The sequence below is a fragment of the Chryseobacterium indologenes genome (assembly GCF_001295265.1).
GTDB classification, from domain to species: Bacteria; Bacteroidota; Bacteroidia; order Flavobacteriales; family Weeksellaceae; genus Chryseobacterium; species Chryseobacterium indologenes_A.
The window spans coordinates 19,301-35,552 of sequence record NZ_LJOD01000019.1; the positions used below are offsets into that span (position 1 = coordinate 19,301).

Genomic DNA, 16,252 nt, shown 5'->3' on the forward strand with positions numbered 1-16,252 from the left:
TAATTTTAACTCAAATTTAACTATAATCAGGTTTTTAACACTTCTTCAGGTTGTGAATAATTGATACTTTTGGCAAAAATAAAATCAATAAACATGAAAAGAATTTTATCGTCATTTGCGGTGGTCTTTCTGATGTCCTCAAATGTTTTCGGACAGAATATCCCTGTGGATCCTTCTGTGAGAATCGGTACACTTTCCAACGGAATGAAGTACTACATCAAAAAAAACACATTACCTGAAAAGAAAGTAGATTTCCGTCTGGCCATCAATGCCGGATCTATTCTTGAAGATGAAAACCAGAGAGGTCTGGCCCACTTTATGGAGCACATGAACTTCAACGGAACCAAAAATTTTCCGGATAATAAATTAGTTGACTTCTTACAGTCCATTGGAGTGAAGTTTGGGCAGCACCTTAATGCATATACCAGTTTTGATGAAACCGTATATATGCTTCCTGTTCCTTTAGATAAACCGGGAAATCTTGATGCGGGCCTGAAAGTAATGGAAGACTGGGCCTTCAATGCAACCCTTTCTGATGCGCAGATCAATAAGGAAAGAGGAGTTGTTTTAGAAGAATTGAGATTAGGTCTGGGTGCGGATAAAAGAATGTCAGACAAATATCTTCCTAAGCTTTTATATAAATCCCAATATGCAGACCGACTGCCAATCGGTAAAAAAGAAGTACTGGAGAATTTTAAACCGGATGTCATCAGAAAATTCCACCAGGACTGGTACAGACCGGATCTTATGGCTCTTGTAGTGGTGGGGGATATCAACGTGGATGAAGTAGAGAAAAAAATAAAAGATAATTTCGGAAAATATAAAAATCCTTCCAAGCCAAGAGAAAGAAAGGTATTTGATCTTCCTAACCACAAAGAAACACTGGTAGCAATTGAAACAGATCCTGATGCAACCAGCTCTATGGTTCAGTTTATCATGAAAGATGCTGAAGCCTATAAGCCGGATGTAACAATCCAGCAGTACAACCAGAGCATTATAGAAAATCTTTCTACAACAATGCTGAACAACAGATTAAGAGAGCTTATCAACTCAAACAATCCGCCTTTCACATTCGGTTCTGTATATCATGGAGGTACTTATGCAAGAAGTAAAGAAGCCTTTCAGGGATTTGCTATGGTGAAAGAAGGAAACCAGCTTAGCGCTCTTAAGGTTTTACTGGAAGAAGTGGAAAGAGCAAAAAGATTCGGATTTACACAAACTGAACTTGACCGTGCAAAAGCCCAGATTTTATCCAACCTTGAAAGATCTTACAACAACCGTGACAAAACCGAAAGTGATATGCTGGTTGATGAATATGTAAGAAACTTCCTGGAGCAGGAACCTATGCCAGGAATTGCCTGGGAATATGAAGATACCAAGTCCTTTCTTCCTTCGGTTACTTTGGCGCAGACCAATGATGTAATCAAGAAGATGGTAAAGGATGACAGCAGAGTAATCATAATGACAGGTCCTAAAAAAGATAATGTAACAATGCCTACCGAAGCAATGGTACTGAATACCTTTGAAGCGGTGAAAATGGCAGATCTTAAGCCTTATGAAGAGAAAGCAACCATCAAGAATCTGGTAAAACCTTTCAAATCTGAAGGAAAAATTGCAAAAACGGAAACGGATGCAAAACTGGGAACAACAACCTGGACATTGAGCAACGGCGCAAAAGTCACTTTCAAGAAAACAGATTTCAAAGATGACGAAATTGTATTCTCAGCAAGAAGTCTGGGAGGAAGCTCTTTAATCCCAGATGCAGATTTCAATAAAACTCAATTTGCTTTCTCTGCTTTATCAGAAGCAGGCGTGGGCGGACTTTCCAAAGCAGATCTTACCAATTATCTTGCCGGAAAACAGGTTAGCGTAAACCCAATGATCACCCCACTTTTTGAAGGAATTTCAGGAAGATCTTCGCAAAAGGATCTGGGGACAGCAATGGAGCTTATCTATGCTTATTTCACAGATTTGAATTTCAATCCGGCAGCATTCAATGCATATAAGGAAAAGCAGGCAGCGATGCTGAATAACCTTCTGTCGAATCCTCAGTTCTATTTCTCAAGCGAGCATGCTAAATTCATGAACCAGAAAAATCCTAGATTTATCGGAGTGGTTCCAATGGAAAAAGAATGGGCGAATACAGACTATAAAAAAGCATACGATATCTACAAAGAGAAATTTGCCAATGCCGGTAACTTCCAGTTCTATTTCGTAGGAAATATTGACGAAGCTAAATTCAAAAATGAAGTACTGCAGTATATTGCAAGCCTTCCGTCTACAGGAAAAACAACTTCATTTAAAGATACAGGTTACAGACAGATGACCGGAGATTTTACCAAAGTATACAAAAAAGGAAAAGATCCTAAAAGTATGGTAACGATCTCTTACAGCGGAGAAGCTCCTTACAATGAAAAAGAAGCGCTGGCATTATCTGCTCTTGGAGAAGTGGCAACTATCAAAGTAATCGAGAAGCTTAGAGAAGATGAAAGCGGTATCTATGGTGGCGGAGCCAGAGGTGGAATGAACAAAATTCCATACAGCACATACAACTTCAGTATCAGTTTCCCTTGCGGACCTGAAAATGCTGACAAATTAACGAAAAGTGCTATCGCAGAACTTCAGAAGCTGATTGACAAAGGTCCTGAGCAGAAAGACCTTGACAAATACAAAGAAGGAGAGTACAACGATAACAAGACTGATCTTAAAGATAATATGTACTGGATGAGTGCTTTGTCTAAAAATCAATTAGACGGAAGTGACAAATACGATATCCTGAACTATCAGGACAAAGTAAAAGCCCTTACCGTAAAAGACCTTCAGGATGTGGCTAAAAAATATCTTTCCAAAGGAAGAATTACAGCAACACTAATGCCGGAAGACGGATGGGAAAGTGCCAAAAAAGAAGAACCTAAAAAAGCAGGTGCAGCCAACTAACCTCTTTTACAGCCATAAAAAAACCGCAGATTAGTCTGCGGTTTTTTATTTTATGAGCCATATTCTTTTTTCCATTCATCGGCTGCTTCACTTAAAACCTCGTAAAATGCTTCACCGTATTTTCTGGTTAGCGGAGTTTTCAGAAATTTATAAACAGGTACCTGAAGCTCTTTCCCAAGCGTGCAGGCATCACTGCATACATTCCATTCGTGGTAGTTAAGGGCCGTGAATGTGGAATATTCTGTAATACGGATGGGGTAGAGATGGCATGAGATAGGCTTTTGCCAGTCTACAGCTCCGTCTTCATACGCTTTTTCAATTCCGCATTTTGTGATCCCTTTTTCATCAAAAGTTACATAAGCACATTCGCGGTCTTCTACCATTGGGGTAACATACATTCCGTCCATAGGGTCGGTAGTCCACGTACCCTGCTCTTCAAGGGCTTTAATGCCTTCCTGGGTAAGATAGGGTTTGATTTTATCAAAGATGCTGTCTAAAATCTCAAGTTCATCTTTGTCCAGCGGAGCACCTACATCTCCTTCTACACAGCATGCACCTTTACATTTTGTAAGGTTGCAAACAAATTCTTCGGAAAAAATATCCTCGGAAATCAATTTATCGTCTATCTGAATCATAATCTTTAAAATAAATCAAAATATGTACCTGCTTTGAATGTAATGAGGCTGATCATAATCAGCCACAGACACACTTCCTGCATCCAGTACTTAGGTAAAAATCTCATCATTCTGCTCAGGATAATACTGGACGGAAAGGCCAGCAGCAGAAGATATTCATAGCTTTTATTCATATACAGAATAATAGTGATCAGCTGGGCCACGGAAAAAACCAGCAAGAAAGTATATTTGTAGCGGCTAATCGGGCTCTTTTTGTTATAGTTGGTAAAATGGTCATATACGGCATATATAAGCATCAGGGCAACCGGAAGAAGCGGTGCCAGCTTGGTGTAATCCGTCATGGGTTTCATTTTTCCAAACGGGAAATAATCGATGTTCCATGAAGTGAATTGGAAGAAGAACATGATGGAAAAGTAACTGAATGCAATCAGAATAATTCCAAGAAGAAATCTGAAAAGATTCAGGGCAATTCTCTGGGAAGTGGCAATCACGTGAATAATCACAAAAACAGCCATGGGCCAGGTAGTGGGCAGGAAAATAAAATTCAAAGCCACAATAGATCCTACCAGAACATAAGACTTCTTCCTGATGTCTTCATCGGTACTGGTAAGAAGGAGGAGGAGAAATGAGTTGGTAAGCAGTGAAACCGCAATACCGATATCCAGATTTCCGGGATACAGTCCGAAAATAAAAAATGTATATAAAAATAACGGCAGGTGGGTCTGATAATTCAGAGCAATACTGTGAAAACAAAAATATCCTAAAGCAATTCCCAGAAAAGTAATTCCGGCAACAATAGCTTCATAGGTATTGAAATTCAGTATGTTAAATATTAATACTACTAAAAGAAGGCAACCAATGTAAACAGGAATTGAAAAAATATTGCTTTCTTTTGAAAGTAATTTAAACATTTTTTATAAATTTGTACAAAGTTAATTTAAAAAAGGAAAATAATGACGTCTTTCTGGTTATTCTTAAGTAAAGTTTTCAAATGGTCTTTCGGTTTTTATGATACATTTGGAAATGTTCTGAACTGGATTTTATTTATCGTTTGCTGTGTATTGTTCACGTATTGGTGCTATGTTCTGGTTGCAAAACTAGGTGGCGATAAAGATAAAGACTACTATTCTCCAACGGAAGGTAAGCATCCTTACTACGATCCGAAAATCTATAAAAAAGAAGGTTAATTAATTGGTTATATAGTAAAAAACCGATTGGAATATTATTTTCCGATCGGTTTTTTTATTAACGATTAAAAATTGATTCATATTCACTAGTCATGGATTGGAAGTACCAGCACAGGAACAGGGGAGTCTTTAGTAAGCCCTTTGGTGAGGCTTCCTACAAATACATCGTAGATTCCGCTTCTTCCGTGTGATCCCATTACGATATAATCTGCATTTTTTGCTTTGGCATATTCAAGGATTGTTTCTTTAGCAAGTCCCTGCTTCAAAAGGTGTTCGCAGTCTATATCATGGGCAAGAATACGCTGTTCTATTTTATTAAGCTGTACCAGTTCTTCTCTGATCTCGTTTTGTTCTACTTCAGGAAAATACTGATAGCCCATATCTCCAATGGCAAAACCAATATCAGAAGGTGCTACATGGATAAGGAAAATTCTGCCGTTCAGCTGTTTTGCAAATTTTACGGCACCCTCTACAAGCTGTTCTGTTTTATCCCCAAAATCTACGGGTAATACAATATTTATCATGACCTTTAATTTTGTTACCTAAAGATAGGGAAAAATTGCCGGAATTTATGTTAAATAACTTATAATATTCGAATATCAAGAATTTTATCATCTTTCAGGTATGCTTCCAGAATATCATTTTCATGAACTTGCCCAACCCCTTTCGGAGTTCCTGTAAAGATAAGATCTCCCACTCTTAAGGTAAAATACTGGGAAACGAACGCTATGATATCATCAAAGCTGAACATCATATCTTTAGTATTACCGTCCTGAACTTTATTTTTATTCTGTAATAAGGAAAATTCAAGGTTCTTAAGGTCAAAGTTTTCTTTTTTAAAGAAACTTCCTACCACAGCAGATCCGTCAAAACCTTTGGCCAGTTCCCACGGAAGTCCTTTGGATTTGAGTTCACTCTGAAGATCTCTTGCTGTAAAATCTATTCCAAGGCTGATCTCTTCATAATGTTTGTGAGCAGATTCTTTCTGGATGTATTTTCCTCCTTTTGAAACTTTCAGAACCACTTCCAGTTCATAATGGATATCTTCTGAAAATTCAGGAATATAGAAATCATTTCCTTTTAGCACAGCTGTGTCAGGTTTCATGAAAATAACCGGTTTTTCAGGAATTTCATTTCCCAGTTCCTTCGCATGTTCGCTGTAATTTCTTCCTATACAGATAATTTTCATAATTTTTTTATTTTAATGATTATCCCGTGAGGTACGGAAATTTTTTGTTTTTATCAGTGTATAAACTCGTTACCACAGTGATAACATACAAAATTCTGGCTTTTCAGTATTGATATCCCAAAGAAACTGGTAGCCCTGTCATCCCTGTAAATATGATTAGAACCGCATTTAGGGCATACGAAACCAAACTCAGGGTTTTCAATGGTATGTTCTGCTTCCAGAGAAAACCCTTCATTGTCTTTATACTCCTGCAGGAGTTTTTTTGCTTTTTCCAGATCTTCTTCAAATACCTGGAGCTGGATACCGCCTACAGCCTGGGACAGCAGCCAGTCTGACTGAATAAGCTGTTCGTTGGCAATAAAGCTGTTTATACCGCTTTCCGCAAGAATCTGTTTGTCCCTGTTAGCCTCCAGGGCAGTTTCATAGAATTTAAAGCGGACAAGTTCTGACATTTTTTAAAATTTACCAGCCAATTGAATTTTTGTAAATACTTTCTTGGTGTACAAAGGAAAATCTGCATTCTGAAGCCACCCGAAATATCCAAGATCTTTCTGGAAAACAGCCTTCACACCCTGCCCTTTATATTTCCCGAAGTTGAAAACTTCCACCATCTTTTCATTATATCCGATGAAGCCCGCCAGATCTGCATTCTTATTATGAAATGTAAATTCACTTAAAGGAGCAATCTCATTCGGAATATCATCATATTTTCCAACCTGTGCATCCAGCACTTCAAAAGTAGCCATCACATCAGCCTCTGCAGAGTGTGCATTTTCCAATGTCTTACCACAGTAAAACTGATAAGCAGCACTTAAATTTCTCGGTTCTTTTTTGTGGAAAATGGTCTGGGCATCTACCAGTCTGAATTTACTTAAATCAAAATCAATACCCACTCTTAAAAGTTCTTCGGCTAAAAGAGGAACATCGAAACGGTTGGAATTAAAACCTCCTAGATCAGTTCCTGCAAGCATTTCCATAATTTTGGGAGCAATTTCTCTGAAAGTAGGAGCATCTTTTACATCTTCATCATAAATCCCATGGATCTCGCTGGATTCTTTTGGAATAGGCATCTCGGGATTTACGCGCCAGGTTTTGCTTTCTCTGGATGCATCAGGATTTACTTTTAGTATACAGATTTCTACAATTCTGTCTTTTCCGATATTGGTTCCTGTGGTTTCAAGATCAAAAATACAAAGAGGTTTATGGAGTTTTAAGTTCATGTTGATCAATAATTTGAAAATGTGTTTATTTTAACTGTCCCTGAAAAATGAGTGATACCAATATATAATAGATCACAAGCATCGGGATTCCTACAATCTGGAAAAAAGCCAGAATAGCAATACCGCCCGCCAGTAATATTACCTTTGGATAATTATCTTTTAAAGCCTTGGACTTAAACTTCATCGCCATCATTTTTATAGGACTGATTAAAAGCCATGAAGTAATTACAGTAAGCGCTATCAGAAATAATTCGTTCTCAAACAGGAAGCGGAAATTTCCTGTTTCCCTGAAAGCATAGTATAATCCAAATAATAAAACAGTATTGGTAGGAGTGTTGAGACCTTTAAAATAATAACGCTGCTCTTCATCCAGATTGAAAATAGCCAGTCTGAGGCATGAAAAAACAGTAACAAGAAGTCCGATGTATTTAATTTCAAAAGGAAAGTGCATTCCCAGAAGCTCATTTCCGAAAGGCTCCAGCGCTTTAAACATGGTAAGTCCCGGAATCAGCCCAAAACTGACCATATCAGCAAGAGAGTCCAGCTGAAGCCCCAGGTTAGAATTAGATTTTACAGCTCTGGCGACAAATCCATCAAAAAAATCAAAGACAGAAGACAGGATCAGGCAGATGGCGGTAGTCTGGTAATCACCCAGGATAAGATGTATTGCTCCTATACAGCCTGCCAGCAGATTAGCGAGCGTCAGTAAGTTGGCAAGATTATTTTTTATGAAATTCATATCCGCAAAAATACAGTTTTTCCAAATTTTATCCTGAAATATTATACAGGAAAAAATACATTCATATGATTTTGATGTAAATTTGCCGCATGAAATTTTTTAAAGAATTGAGAAAACAGGAAATTCTGGTCCTTTTGTACCGGATTTTTCTGGCATATGTTTTTTATCAGATTGCAAGGCTGTTGTTTTGGTATTTCAATAAGGAGCTCATAAAAGTGGATTCCGTTTCAGATTATTTTAACCTGGCCTTTCATGGAACCGCCTTTGATACAACGGCGATTTTATATGTTAATGCATTGTTCATTCTGCTGAGCCTTATTCCGGTAGTGATTAATACAAAGAAAGGATATCAGGCTGTTTTATTCTGGCTGTACTTTATCACCAACGGAATTGCCTATGCCATGAATTTCGGCGATTTTGTTTATTACAGGTTTTCACAGGCAAGATTAACTTCCACAGCACTGAATGTTGCCCAGCACGAATCTAATATATTTAAGGTTTTTATGGTTTCTATCTGGCAGCATCCGTTTGTTCTGATATGGTTTATTGTACTGATGACGCTTTGGGTGTTCCTTTATAAAAAGGTGAAAGTTACAGAATACAGGCCTTTAAAGCTTATTCCATACTTTATCTGGTCTGTCCTTGTTCTCTGCGGGACAGCTGTCCTGGTTGTAGGCGGAATCCGGGGAGACTTCAGGCACAGCACAAGACCTATTAACCTGGTAGATGCAAACCGGTTTGTCATCAATCCGCTGCAGGGGAATATTGTTCTGAACAGTACTTTCTCATTTTTCAGAACCTTGGGAACCAATAATTTTAAAGAAGTTCATTTTGTAGATCAAAAATATATTGATGACCATGTTCTGCCTTATAAAGAATATAGCAGAGAAGTAAAAAACCGCCCCAATATTGTTATTTTTATTGTGGAATCTTTTGGAAGGGAATATTCAGGAGCTTTCAATAAAGATAAAAATATAAAAGGCTATGTTTCTTATACCCCTTTTATTGACAGTCTGGCCGGGCAGAGCCTTATTTTTCCCAACACGTTCGCCAATGGAAGACAGTCTATTCATGGGATGAGCAGTGTGCTGGCCGGAATCCCGAGTCTTACGGATGCTTTTACCAGTTCACCGTATTCCAATCAGAAAATTCAGTCTGTTGTTTCAGTATGTAACGACCTTGGATATGATACCTCGTTCTATCACGGAGCACCAAACGGGTCTATGGGATTCCTTGGATTTGGAAATATTTTAGGATTTAAGCATTATTTCGGAAAGAATGAATTTAATCATGATCAAGATTTTGACGGAATGTGGGCAATCTGGGATGAACCGTTCCTTCAGTATTTTGCTAAAAATGTCGGGAAAAAACAGCCTTTCATGAGTACAGTATTCACAGCTTCATCACATCATCCTTTCAAAATCCCTGAAAAATATCAGGGGAAATTCAAAAAAGGAACCATAGAAATGCATGAACCGATACAGTATACAGACTACGCCATCAAAAAATATTTTGAAACCGCCAAAAAGCAGCCGTGGTTCCATAATACCATTTTTGTTTTCACAGGAGACCATACCAATCAGATTGCTTATGGTGAATATGAAAAAGCAATGAACCGTTTTGCTGTACCGTTGATTTTCTATTCTCCTAATCCGGAGTATAACCTTAAAGGAGTGAGCCCGGAAATAGCGCAGCAAATTGATATTTATCCTACGCTGGCAGATCTTATCGGGTACAACAAACGCATCAGAAGCTGGGGGAGAAGCCTTGTAAGTGATAAAAAATATCCGTCACTCATTGTAAATTCGGACGGAAGTACAGAACAGTTCATCATTGGAAACTATATGTACCGTTTCAATGGAAAAGAAATCATAGGAGTATATGATAAAGCAGATCTTGGTTTTGAGAAAAATCTGATGGGGAAAATAAACAGCCCGGAAATAGAAACCGGAAAAAAGACTGCAATGGCCTGGTATCAGGATTATATGGACAGGGTAATCAACCGAAAACTGAATTAAACAAAAAAGAAGTGAAGGAGAGCACCGGTTAACAAAACGGGCAGATGAATCCTTTGATATTTCGTTCTGCCTTAATATGCTCCGTATAATAAAATTTTTTGCAGGTTGGAAATTAATTTATATTTTTATCAGTAGATAGGCAATAAAGCCAATATATCAGAATTAAAACTATAGAAATATGAAAAAATTATTAGCAACATTCGTTCTTTCATTATTCAGCGTAATGTCCTTTGCGCAGATAGAAGGTAAATGGAAGACGATAGATGATGAAACCAAACAGGCAAAATCTATTGTTGAAATCTTTAAAAAATCAGACGGAAAATATTACGGAAAAGTTTCTCAGCTGCTTATAAAACCTGCAGATCCTAACTGTACCGCATGTAAAGATGACAGAAAAGGTAAGCCCATTGTAGGGCTTGAAATCATCAGAGGTCTTAAAAAGGACGGTGATGAATTTACAGGAGGTACAATTACCGATCCTAAAACAGGAAAAACATACAAATGCACCATTACCAAAAAGGGTGATAAGCTCAACGTAAGAGGATATCTGGGAATGTCAGTATTCGGAAGAACGCAGACATGGGATAAAGCAAACTAAATTAAGTTTAAATAGAATTTTAAACGGCATTTCAGCACTGAAATGCCGTTTTTATTTATAAGCATGTTATTTTTCAAGCTATTTCTACTCTCTCACCATTTGGTAATTTCACTTTTCCGGCCTCATGCCTTTCGGCATTAATGAAAACAGGGATGTCTTGTCTTCAACTTACGTTAAATACAATGCATATTAAAGCATCTCATTCAATGAGATGCTTTTTTGTTATGTGTATAATAAAAAAACACTATTTTTGTAGTCTAAATTTTTCAAGAAAATATGGCAGAATATACTTTTCGTGAGGTAATTGCACAGGCAATGAGCGAGGAAATGCGTAAAGACGAATCTATCTACCTGATGGGAGAGGAAGTTGCAGAATACAATGGTGCATACAAGGCTTCAAAAGGAATGCTGGATGAATTTGGTCCTAAAAGAGTAATTGATACCCCTATTGCCGAGCTTGGTTTTGCAGGGATTTCTGTAGGAGCTGCAATGAACGGTAACAGGCCAATCGTAGAATTTATGACATTCAATTTCTCTTTGGTAGGAATTGATCAGATTATCAACAACGCGGCAAAAATCCGCCAGATGAGTGGCGGACAGTGGAACTGCCCTATCGTTTTCCGTGGCCCAACTGCTTCTGCAGGACAGCTTGGAGCAACCCACTCACAGGCATTCGAAAGCTGGTATGCCAACTGCCCGGGACTGAAAGTAGTAGTACCTTCCAATCCTTATGATGCAAAAGGGTTATTGAAAACAGCAATTCAGGATAACGACCCTGTGATTTTCATGGAATCTGAGCAGATGTACGGTGATAAAATGGAAATCCCTGAAGAAGAATACTACCTGCCGATAGGTAAAGCAGATATCAAGAGAGAAGGTACAGATGTTACTTTGGTTTCTTTCGGAAAAATCATGAAACTTGCCATTCAGGCTGCTGAAGATATGGCCAAAGAAGGGATCTCTGTGGAAGTTATCGATCTTAGAACAGTTCGTCCGCTTGATTTCGATACTATCCTGACATCAGTTAAAAAAACAAACAGGCTTGTAATTCTGGAAGAAGCATGGCCTTTCGGTTCAGTATCTTCTGAAATTACTTATATGGTACAGCAGAAAGCATTTGATTACCTAGATGCTCCTGTGAAAAGAATTACTACTCCTGATGCTCCGGCACCATATTCCGCAGCACTGTTTGCAGAATGGTTCCCTAAACTTGAAAAAGTAAAAGAGGAAATCAAAAAAGCGATGTACGTAAAATAAAGATAATAGAGAAAAACTTCCGAAAGGAAGTTTTTTCATTTATTATATTCATGAAGAAAAATTCTTGGCGTCATAAAATTAGTATAAATTTGCGCTTTTAAAAATTAAAATTGGCTGATATGGCAGAAGTTACAGAGGGCGGTCATCACTTTGACCTTAAGAAACTCTCATTTGTAGGTGTTATAGTATCTTTAGGGATTGTTTTCGGGGATATTGGTACCTCGCCGCTTTACGTAATGAAGGCGATCGTTAATGCAAGAAAAGACGGGGCCGCTATGCCGTTCGATGAGTATATTGAAGGAGCATTGTCCTGTATTATCTGGACCCTTACTTTGCAGACGACCCTGAAATATGTAATCATTGCCTTAAGGGCAGATAACAAAGGAGAAGGGGGGATTCTTGCCCTGTACTCATTAGTCAAAAAACTGAAGAAAAAATGGCTCTATGTCGTCGCTATTATTGGAGCGTCCACATTGGTTGCAGATAGCGTTATTACGCCGTCTCTTACCGTAATGTCGGCCATTGAAGGTCTTAAAATATACAACCCGGAAACTCCGGTAGTGCTTATTACCCTGATAATCCTGTTTGTGATCTTTGTTGTACAGCAGTTTGGGACTGCTTCTATTGGTAAATTTTTTGGGCCGATCATGGTGACGTGGTTCCTGGTTTTGGGAGTTTCCGGATCACTTCATATCTTCGATCATATCGAAATTCTGAGAGCTTTCAATCCAATGTATGCCTATAATCTGATCACCCATTCCTCAAGTGCAATTGTGATCATGGGAGCCGTTTTCCTTTGTACAACCGGAGCAGAAGCATTATACTCAGATTTAGGACACTGTGGGGCAAAAAATATCAGGATAAGCTGGATTTTTGTTAAAATAATGCTTATTCTCAACTATCTAGGACAAGGTTCATGGCTTTTGGATAATTACCATCAGGTACACAACGGAGTTAATCCTTTCTTCGGAATCATGCCTGAATGGGCGGTTCTTCCAAGTGTTATATTAGCAACAGCAGCTGCAATTATTGCCAGTCAGGCTGTAATCACAGGTTCATTTACCATGTTCTCAGAAGCAATGTCTATTTCTTTCTGGCCTAACCAGCATATTGAATATCCTTCAGGAATTAAAGGACAGATGTATATTCCCAGAATCAACTGGGGGCTGATGGCTTTCTGTTTTGTCGTTGTGATCTTCTTCCAGAAATCAGAACGTATGGAAGCGGCATATGGGCTGACAATTACCATTACCATGCTGATGACCACTATCCTGCTCCTGTTCTGGCTAAGCCGTACCAGAGTGAACAAAATTTTTATCTTAGGTTTTGGTTTGGTATACCTGTTCCTTGAATCAGGGTTCTTCTATGCTAACGTGATTAAATTTGTAGACGGAGGATGGCTGACTATGGTATTAGGAGGATTTATTGCAGTCTGTATGTATGCATGGTACAATGGCCGACTGATCAAAGCCAATTTCATTCAGTACGTGAAAATTGATAAATATGTATCTATTCTGAAAGACATGAAGCTGGATGAATCCATCCCGAAATATGCTACCAACCTGGCTTACCTGAGCAGAGCCAAAAGAAATGATGAAGTAGAGTCAAAAATTATCTATTCCATCATCAAAAAACAGCCTAAAAGAGCCGATCATTACTTTATCCTAAGTATTGTCAACCAGGAAGATCCATATACCTTCAAATATACGGTAGATGAAATTCTTCCGGGAACAGTGTATAAAGTGAATTTCCTTTTAGGATTTAAAGTGGACCGAAGAATCAATGATTACTTTAACATGGTTCTTAAAGACCTTATGGCAGACGGAACCATTCCTTCAAGAAGCAGCCACCCGTCATTAAGAGCTCACAATATTCCGCCGGATCTTAAATATGTTATTATAGATAATACATATATCAACGATATACTTTTAACGGTTAAACAGAAAATTACCCTCAATATTTACAACTTCGTGAAATACATCGGAAGTGACGACTTTAAAGCATGGGGAGTGTCTTCTCACAACGTTGAAGTAGAATCTGCACCCATTACGGAACTGACGGTTTACGACAATAAAATAGAACAATCAGGATTCTTCCGTCATAACTCTTAATCCCGGCGTATCAAACCATACTGTTTATTTAAATAAAAATCAATAAATTTGTAGATAATTTTTTTGATGGATACAGTACAAAAAGAAAAAAATATTGCTTTGATCAAGGATGTTTTAAGAAACTACTTATTAGAAAAAGGGTTTAGAAACACACCTGAACGATATACGATATTAGAGGAAATTTATAATATGGATCATCACTTCAATGTTGATGATCTGTATCTTCTGATGATGCAGAAAAAATATCATGTCTCCAAAGCAACCATTTACAACACTATTGAGATTTTCCTTGATGCAGGATTGATTCGTAAGCATCAGTTCGGAGAAAAGACACTGACTTCTTCATCTTATGAAAAGTCTTATTTTGACAAGCAGCATGACCACCTGGTGATCTACAAAAAAGACTCTGATAAAGAAATTGAAGAAATTATAGAATTCTGTGACCCGAGAATTCAGGGAATAAAAGAAGCAATTGAAGATGCATTTGGCGTAAAAATTGATTCGCATTCGCTGTACTTCTATGGCACTAAGAATGATTAATCAATGAGAATATTACTTTTCCTGTTCATTTTTATTTCTGCGCTTGCTTCCGCACAGGATACAAAACCTGTGAAGAGAGATCCGTATCTTCAGCCTGCTGCAGGGGCATCACGTCAGCAGCCACAAAAACCTGAAGACAAAATAAAGATCATTAATGCAGATGAAATCAAAAAAAGTCCTGAAAAATATGACGGAAACCAGTATTTCGTAGGCAATGTACAGATTGAGCACCAGGGATCTATTCTTACAGCAGATGAGCTGATCATTTACGAGAAAGAAAACTTTGTAAAAGCCATCGGAAATACCAAACTCCAGAATACCGACGGATCTGTGATCACCGCAGGAGAAATGGAATATGACGGAAACACCCAGAAAGGTGTGGCAAGGAAAAACGTTGTTCTTACCGACCCGAAACAAACCATAAAAACCGAAATTCTCTATTACGACAGAATCTCCAATCAGGCTTACTTCAATACCGGAGGAACTATTTCCGACGGACAGAACGTAACCTATACCAAATCAGCAACCTATTTTCTTAATACCAAATTGGTTGATCTTACCGGAAACGTAAAAATAGATACTCCGCAATATGTAATAGAAGGAGCAAATATCAAGCAGAACCAGAATACAAAAATTGCAGAATTCTTCGGCCCGACTACCATTACCAACCGTGCCAATCCTAAAAACAGGATTTATACCGAAAGAGGAACTTATAAAATGGAAACCAAGGAAGCTTTCCTCAACAAAAATTCCAGAATCTTTTATAATGACAAAATCCTTACCGGGGATGATATGTATTACAATCAGATCACTGGCTTCGGAAAAGCAACAGGGAATGTAACTTTAGACGATCCTAAAGAAAAAAGATATCTTAAAGGCGGCTACGGAGAAGTTTTCGAAAAGAAAGATTCTGCCATGATGACCAAAAGTCCTTATGCTGTAAAAGTAATGGAAAAAGATTCCATCTACTTTGCGGCTGAAAAGATTATCTCTTATCAAAAACCTGATTCTGCAGACATAAAAGTGAAAAAGAGTTTCTTAAGAGCTTACAGAAAAGGAAGAATATACAAGTCCAATGCACAGGGCAGAGCTGATTCTCTTGCCTTCAATGAGACTGATGGAGTCCTGCATATGTACACCAAACCTATTCTGTGGAGCGGAGAGAAGCAGGTAACAGGTGATAAGATTGAAGCCTATTTCAATACAAAAACAGAAGATCTAGACTCGCTTAAAGTAATCGGAAATGCTTTTGCCATCAGCAAAGTCGATTCCCTGACGCTGAAAGATGAATTCAACCAGGTAAAAGGGAAATTTATGACCGTTTACTATGAGCATAACAATATCAAAGAGGCTCGTGTAGTTGGAAATGCCCAGGCTATCGCGTATGCAGATGATGTTGATCCTGAAACCCAGAAGCCACGGAGAATCGGAATTACCCTTTCAACCTGCGGAATTATCGGAGCTTTATTTGAAGAAACAGGACTGCAGATTATTTCATGCAGCATCGGAGCCAATGCAGACACTTATCCGATGAGTATGATAGAACCTGAAAAAAGAAAATTCCCGGATTTCAATTGGAATACCAAAGACCGGATAAGGAAATGGCAGGATATCCTTGTAGATTCTCCGAATTATGAGGAAATAAAATATACGGCAGAAAACGATCTTTATAACCAGGCTCAGGAAGCCATGGAAAAAGAAAGGGCCAAAGAAGAAGCCAAAAAGCCGAAAAGAACCAGAAAATAATTAAAAGACCAGCATGACTGGTCTTTTTTATGCCTAATTCTGTGGGAAATGTGCGGCCACAACAGTCACAAAAGA

15 protein-coding genes are annotated in these 16,252 nt (G+C 38.2%); 8 read left to right on the top strand and 7 right to left on the bottom strand.

What is annotated here, in order from left to right; all coding sequences use genetic code 11:
- Positions 1-93: 93 nt before the first annotated feature.
- Positions 94-2,937: a M16 family metallopeptidase gene (locus tag AOB46_RS20230; protein WP_062702800.1), complete on the top strand. Its 2,844-nt coding sequence runs from the start codon at positions 94-96 to the stop codon at positions 2,935-2,937.
- 50 nt (positions 2,938-2,987) lie between these two features.
- Here AOB46_RS20230 and AOB46_RS20235 read toward each other — a convergent pair whose 3' ends face one another.
- Both AOB46_RS20235 and AOB46_RS20240 read right to left on the bottom strand, forming a co-directional pair.
- The gene (locus tag AOB46_RS20235) at positions 2,988-3,572 is read right to left on the bottom strand and encodes a DUF3109 family protein (RefSeq protein ID WP_062702802.1); all 585 of its coding nucleotides are present in this window, start codon (positions 3,570-3,572) and stop codon (positions 2,988-2,990) included.
- 5 nt (positions 3,573-3,577) lie between these two features.
- On the bottom strand, positions 3,578-4,483 hold the full coding sequence (locus AOB46_RS20240; protein WP_062702805.1) for a DUF6427 family protein: 906 nt from the start codon (positions 4,481-4,483) through the stop codon (positions 3,578-3,580).
- A 42-nt stretch (positions 4,484-4,525) separates the two neighbouring features.
- Between AOB46_RS20240 and AOB46_RS20245 the strand changes: the two genes are divergently transcribed.
- Complete coding sequence (locus AOB46_RS20245; RefSeq protein ID WP_062702807.1) at positions 4,526-4,759, top strand: DUF6341 family protein; 234 nt, start codon at positions 4,526-4,528, stop codon at positions 4,757-4,759.
- 86 nt (positions 4,760-4,845) lie between these two features.
- Here the strand turns inward: AOB46_RS20245 and AOB46_RS20250 are convergent, their stop codons facing one another.
- The 5 genes from AOB46_RS20250 to AOB46_RS20270 are packed head-to-tail and all read right to left on the bottom strand — an operon-like array spanning position 4,846 to position 7,907.
- Positions 4,846-5,283, bottom strand: a complete 438-nt coding sequence (locus AOB46_RS20250; RefSeq protein ID WP_062702817.1) for a universal stress protein — start codon at positions 5,281-5,283, stop codon at positions 4,846-4,848.
- Positions 5,284-5,342: 59 nt separating this feature from the next.
- Positions 5,343-5,948, bottom strand: a complete 606-nt coding sequence (locus tag AOB46_RS20255) for a fumarylacetoacetate hydrolase family protein (protein ID WP_062702819.1) — start codon at positions 5,946-5,948, stop codon at positions 5,343-5,345.
- Between the two features lie 53 nt (positions 5,949-6,001).
- Complete coding sequence (locus AOB46_RS20260) at positions 6,002-6,400, bottom strand: DUF2007 domain-containing protein (protein ID WP_062702821.1); 399 nt, start codon at positions 6,398-6,400, stop codon at positions 6,002-6,004.
- Between the two features lie 3 nt (positions 6,401-6,403).
- Positions 6,404-7,168, bottom strand: a complete 765-nt coding sequence (locus tag AOB46_RS20265) for a 3'-5' exonuclease (protein ID WP_062702823.1) — start codon at positions 7,166-7,168, stop codon at positions 6,404-6,406.
- A 25-nt stretch (positions 7,169-7,193) separates the two neighbouring features.
- A complete protein-coding gene (locus tag AOB46_RS20270) occupies positions 7,194-7,907 on the bottom strand; it encodes a CDP-alcohol phosphatidyltransferase family protein (RefSeq protein WP_062702825.1) in 714 nt (237 codons plus the stop codon).
- A gap of 89 nt (positions 7,908-7,996) precedes the next feature.
- On the opposite strand from AOB46_RS20270, the gene AOB46_RS20275 reads away from it, so the two are divergent.
- The 6 genes from AOB46_RS20275 to AOB46_RS20300 all read left to right on the top strand — a co-directional run bounded on the left by AOB46_RS20275 (position 7,997) and on the right by AOB46_RS20300 (position 16,177).
- Positions 7,997-9,925, top strand: coding sequence for an LTA synthase family protein (locus AOB46_RS20275; protein ID WP_062702827.1), 1,929 nt, complete (start codon positions 7,997-7,999; stop codon positions 9,923-9,925).
- 178 nt (positions 9,926-10,103) lie between these two features.
- On the top strand, positions 10,104-10,523 hold the full coding sequence (locus AOB46_RS20280; protein ID WP_062702829.1) for a DUF2147 domain-containing protein: 420 nt from the start codon (positions 10,104-10,106) through the stop codon (positions 10,521-10,523).
- Positions 10,524-10,799: 276 nt separating this feature from the next.
- Positions 10,800-11,780, top strand: a complete 981-nt coding sequence (locus AOB46_RS20285; RefSeq protein WP_062702831.1) for a pyruvate dehydrogenase complex E1 component subunit beta — start codon at positions 10,800-10,802, stop codon at positions 11,778-11,780.
- A 119-nt stretch (positions 11,781-11,899) separates the two neighbouring features.
- Positions 11,900-13,891 carry a KUP/HAK/KT family potassium transporter gene (locus AOB46_RS20290; protein ID WP_062702833.1) on the top strand — a complete coding sequence of 664 codons (1,992 nt, stop codon included), beginning with the start codon at positions 11,900-11,902 and terminating at the stop codon, positions 13,889-13,891.
- A 66-nt stretch (positions 13,892-13,957) separates the two neighbouring features.
- Positions 13,958-14,431, top strand: coding sequence for a Fur family transcriptional regulator (locus tag AOB46_RS20295; protein WP_055984478.1), 474 nt, complete (start codon positions 13,958-13,960; stop codon positions 14,429-14,431).
- Between the two features lie 3 nt (positions 14,432-14,434).
- Positions 14,435-16,177, top strand: coding sequence for an OstA-like protein (locus AOB46_RS20300; protein ID WP_062702835.1), 1,743 nt, complete (start codon positions 14,435-14,437; stop codon positions 16,175-16,177).
- Positions 16,178-16,252: the final 75 nt, after the last annotated feature.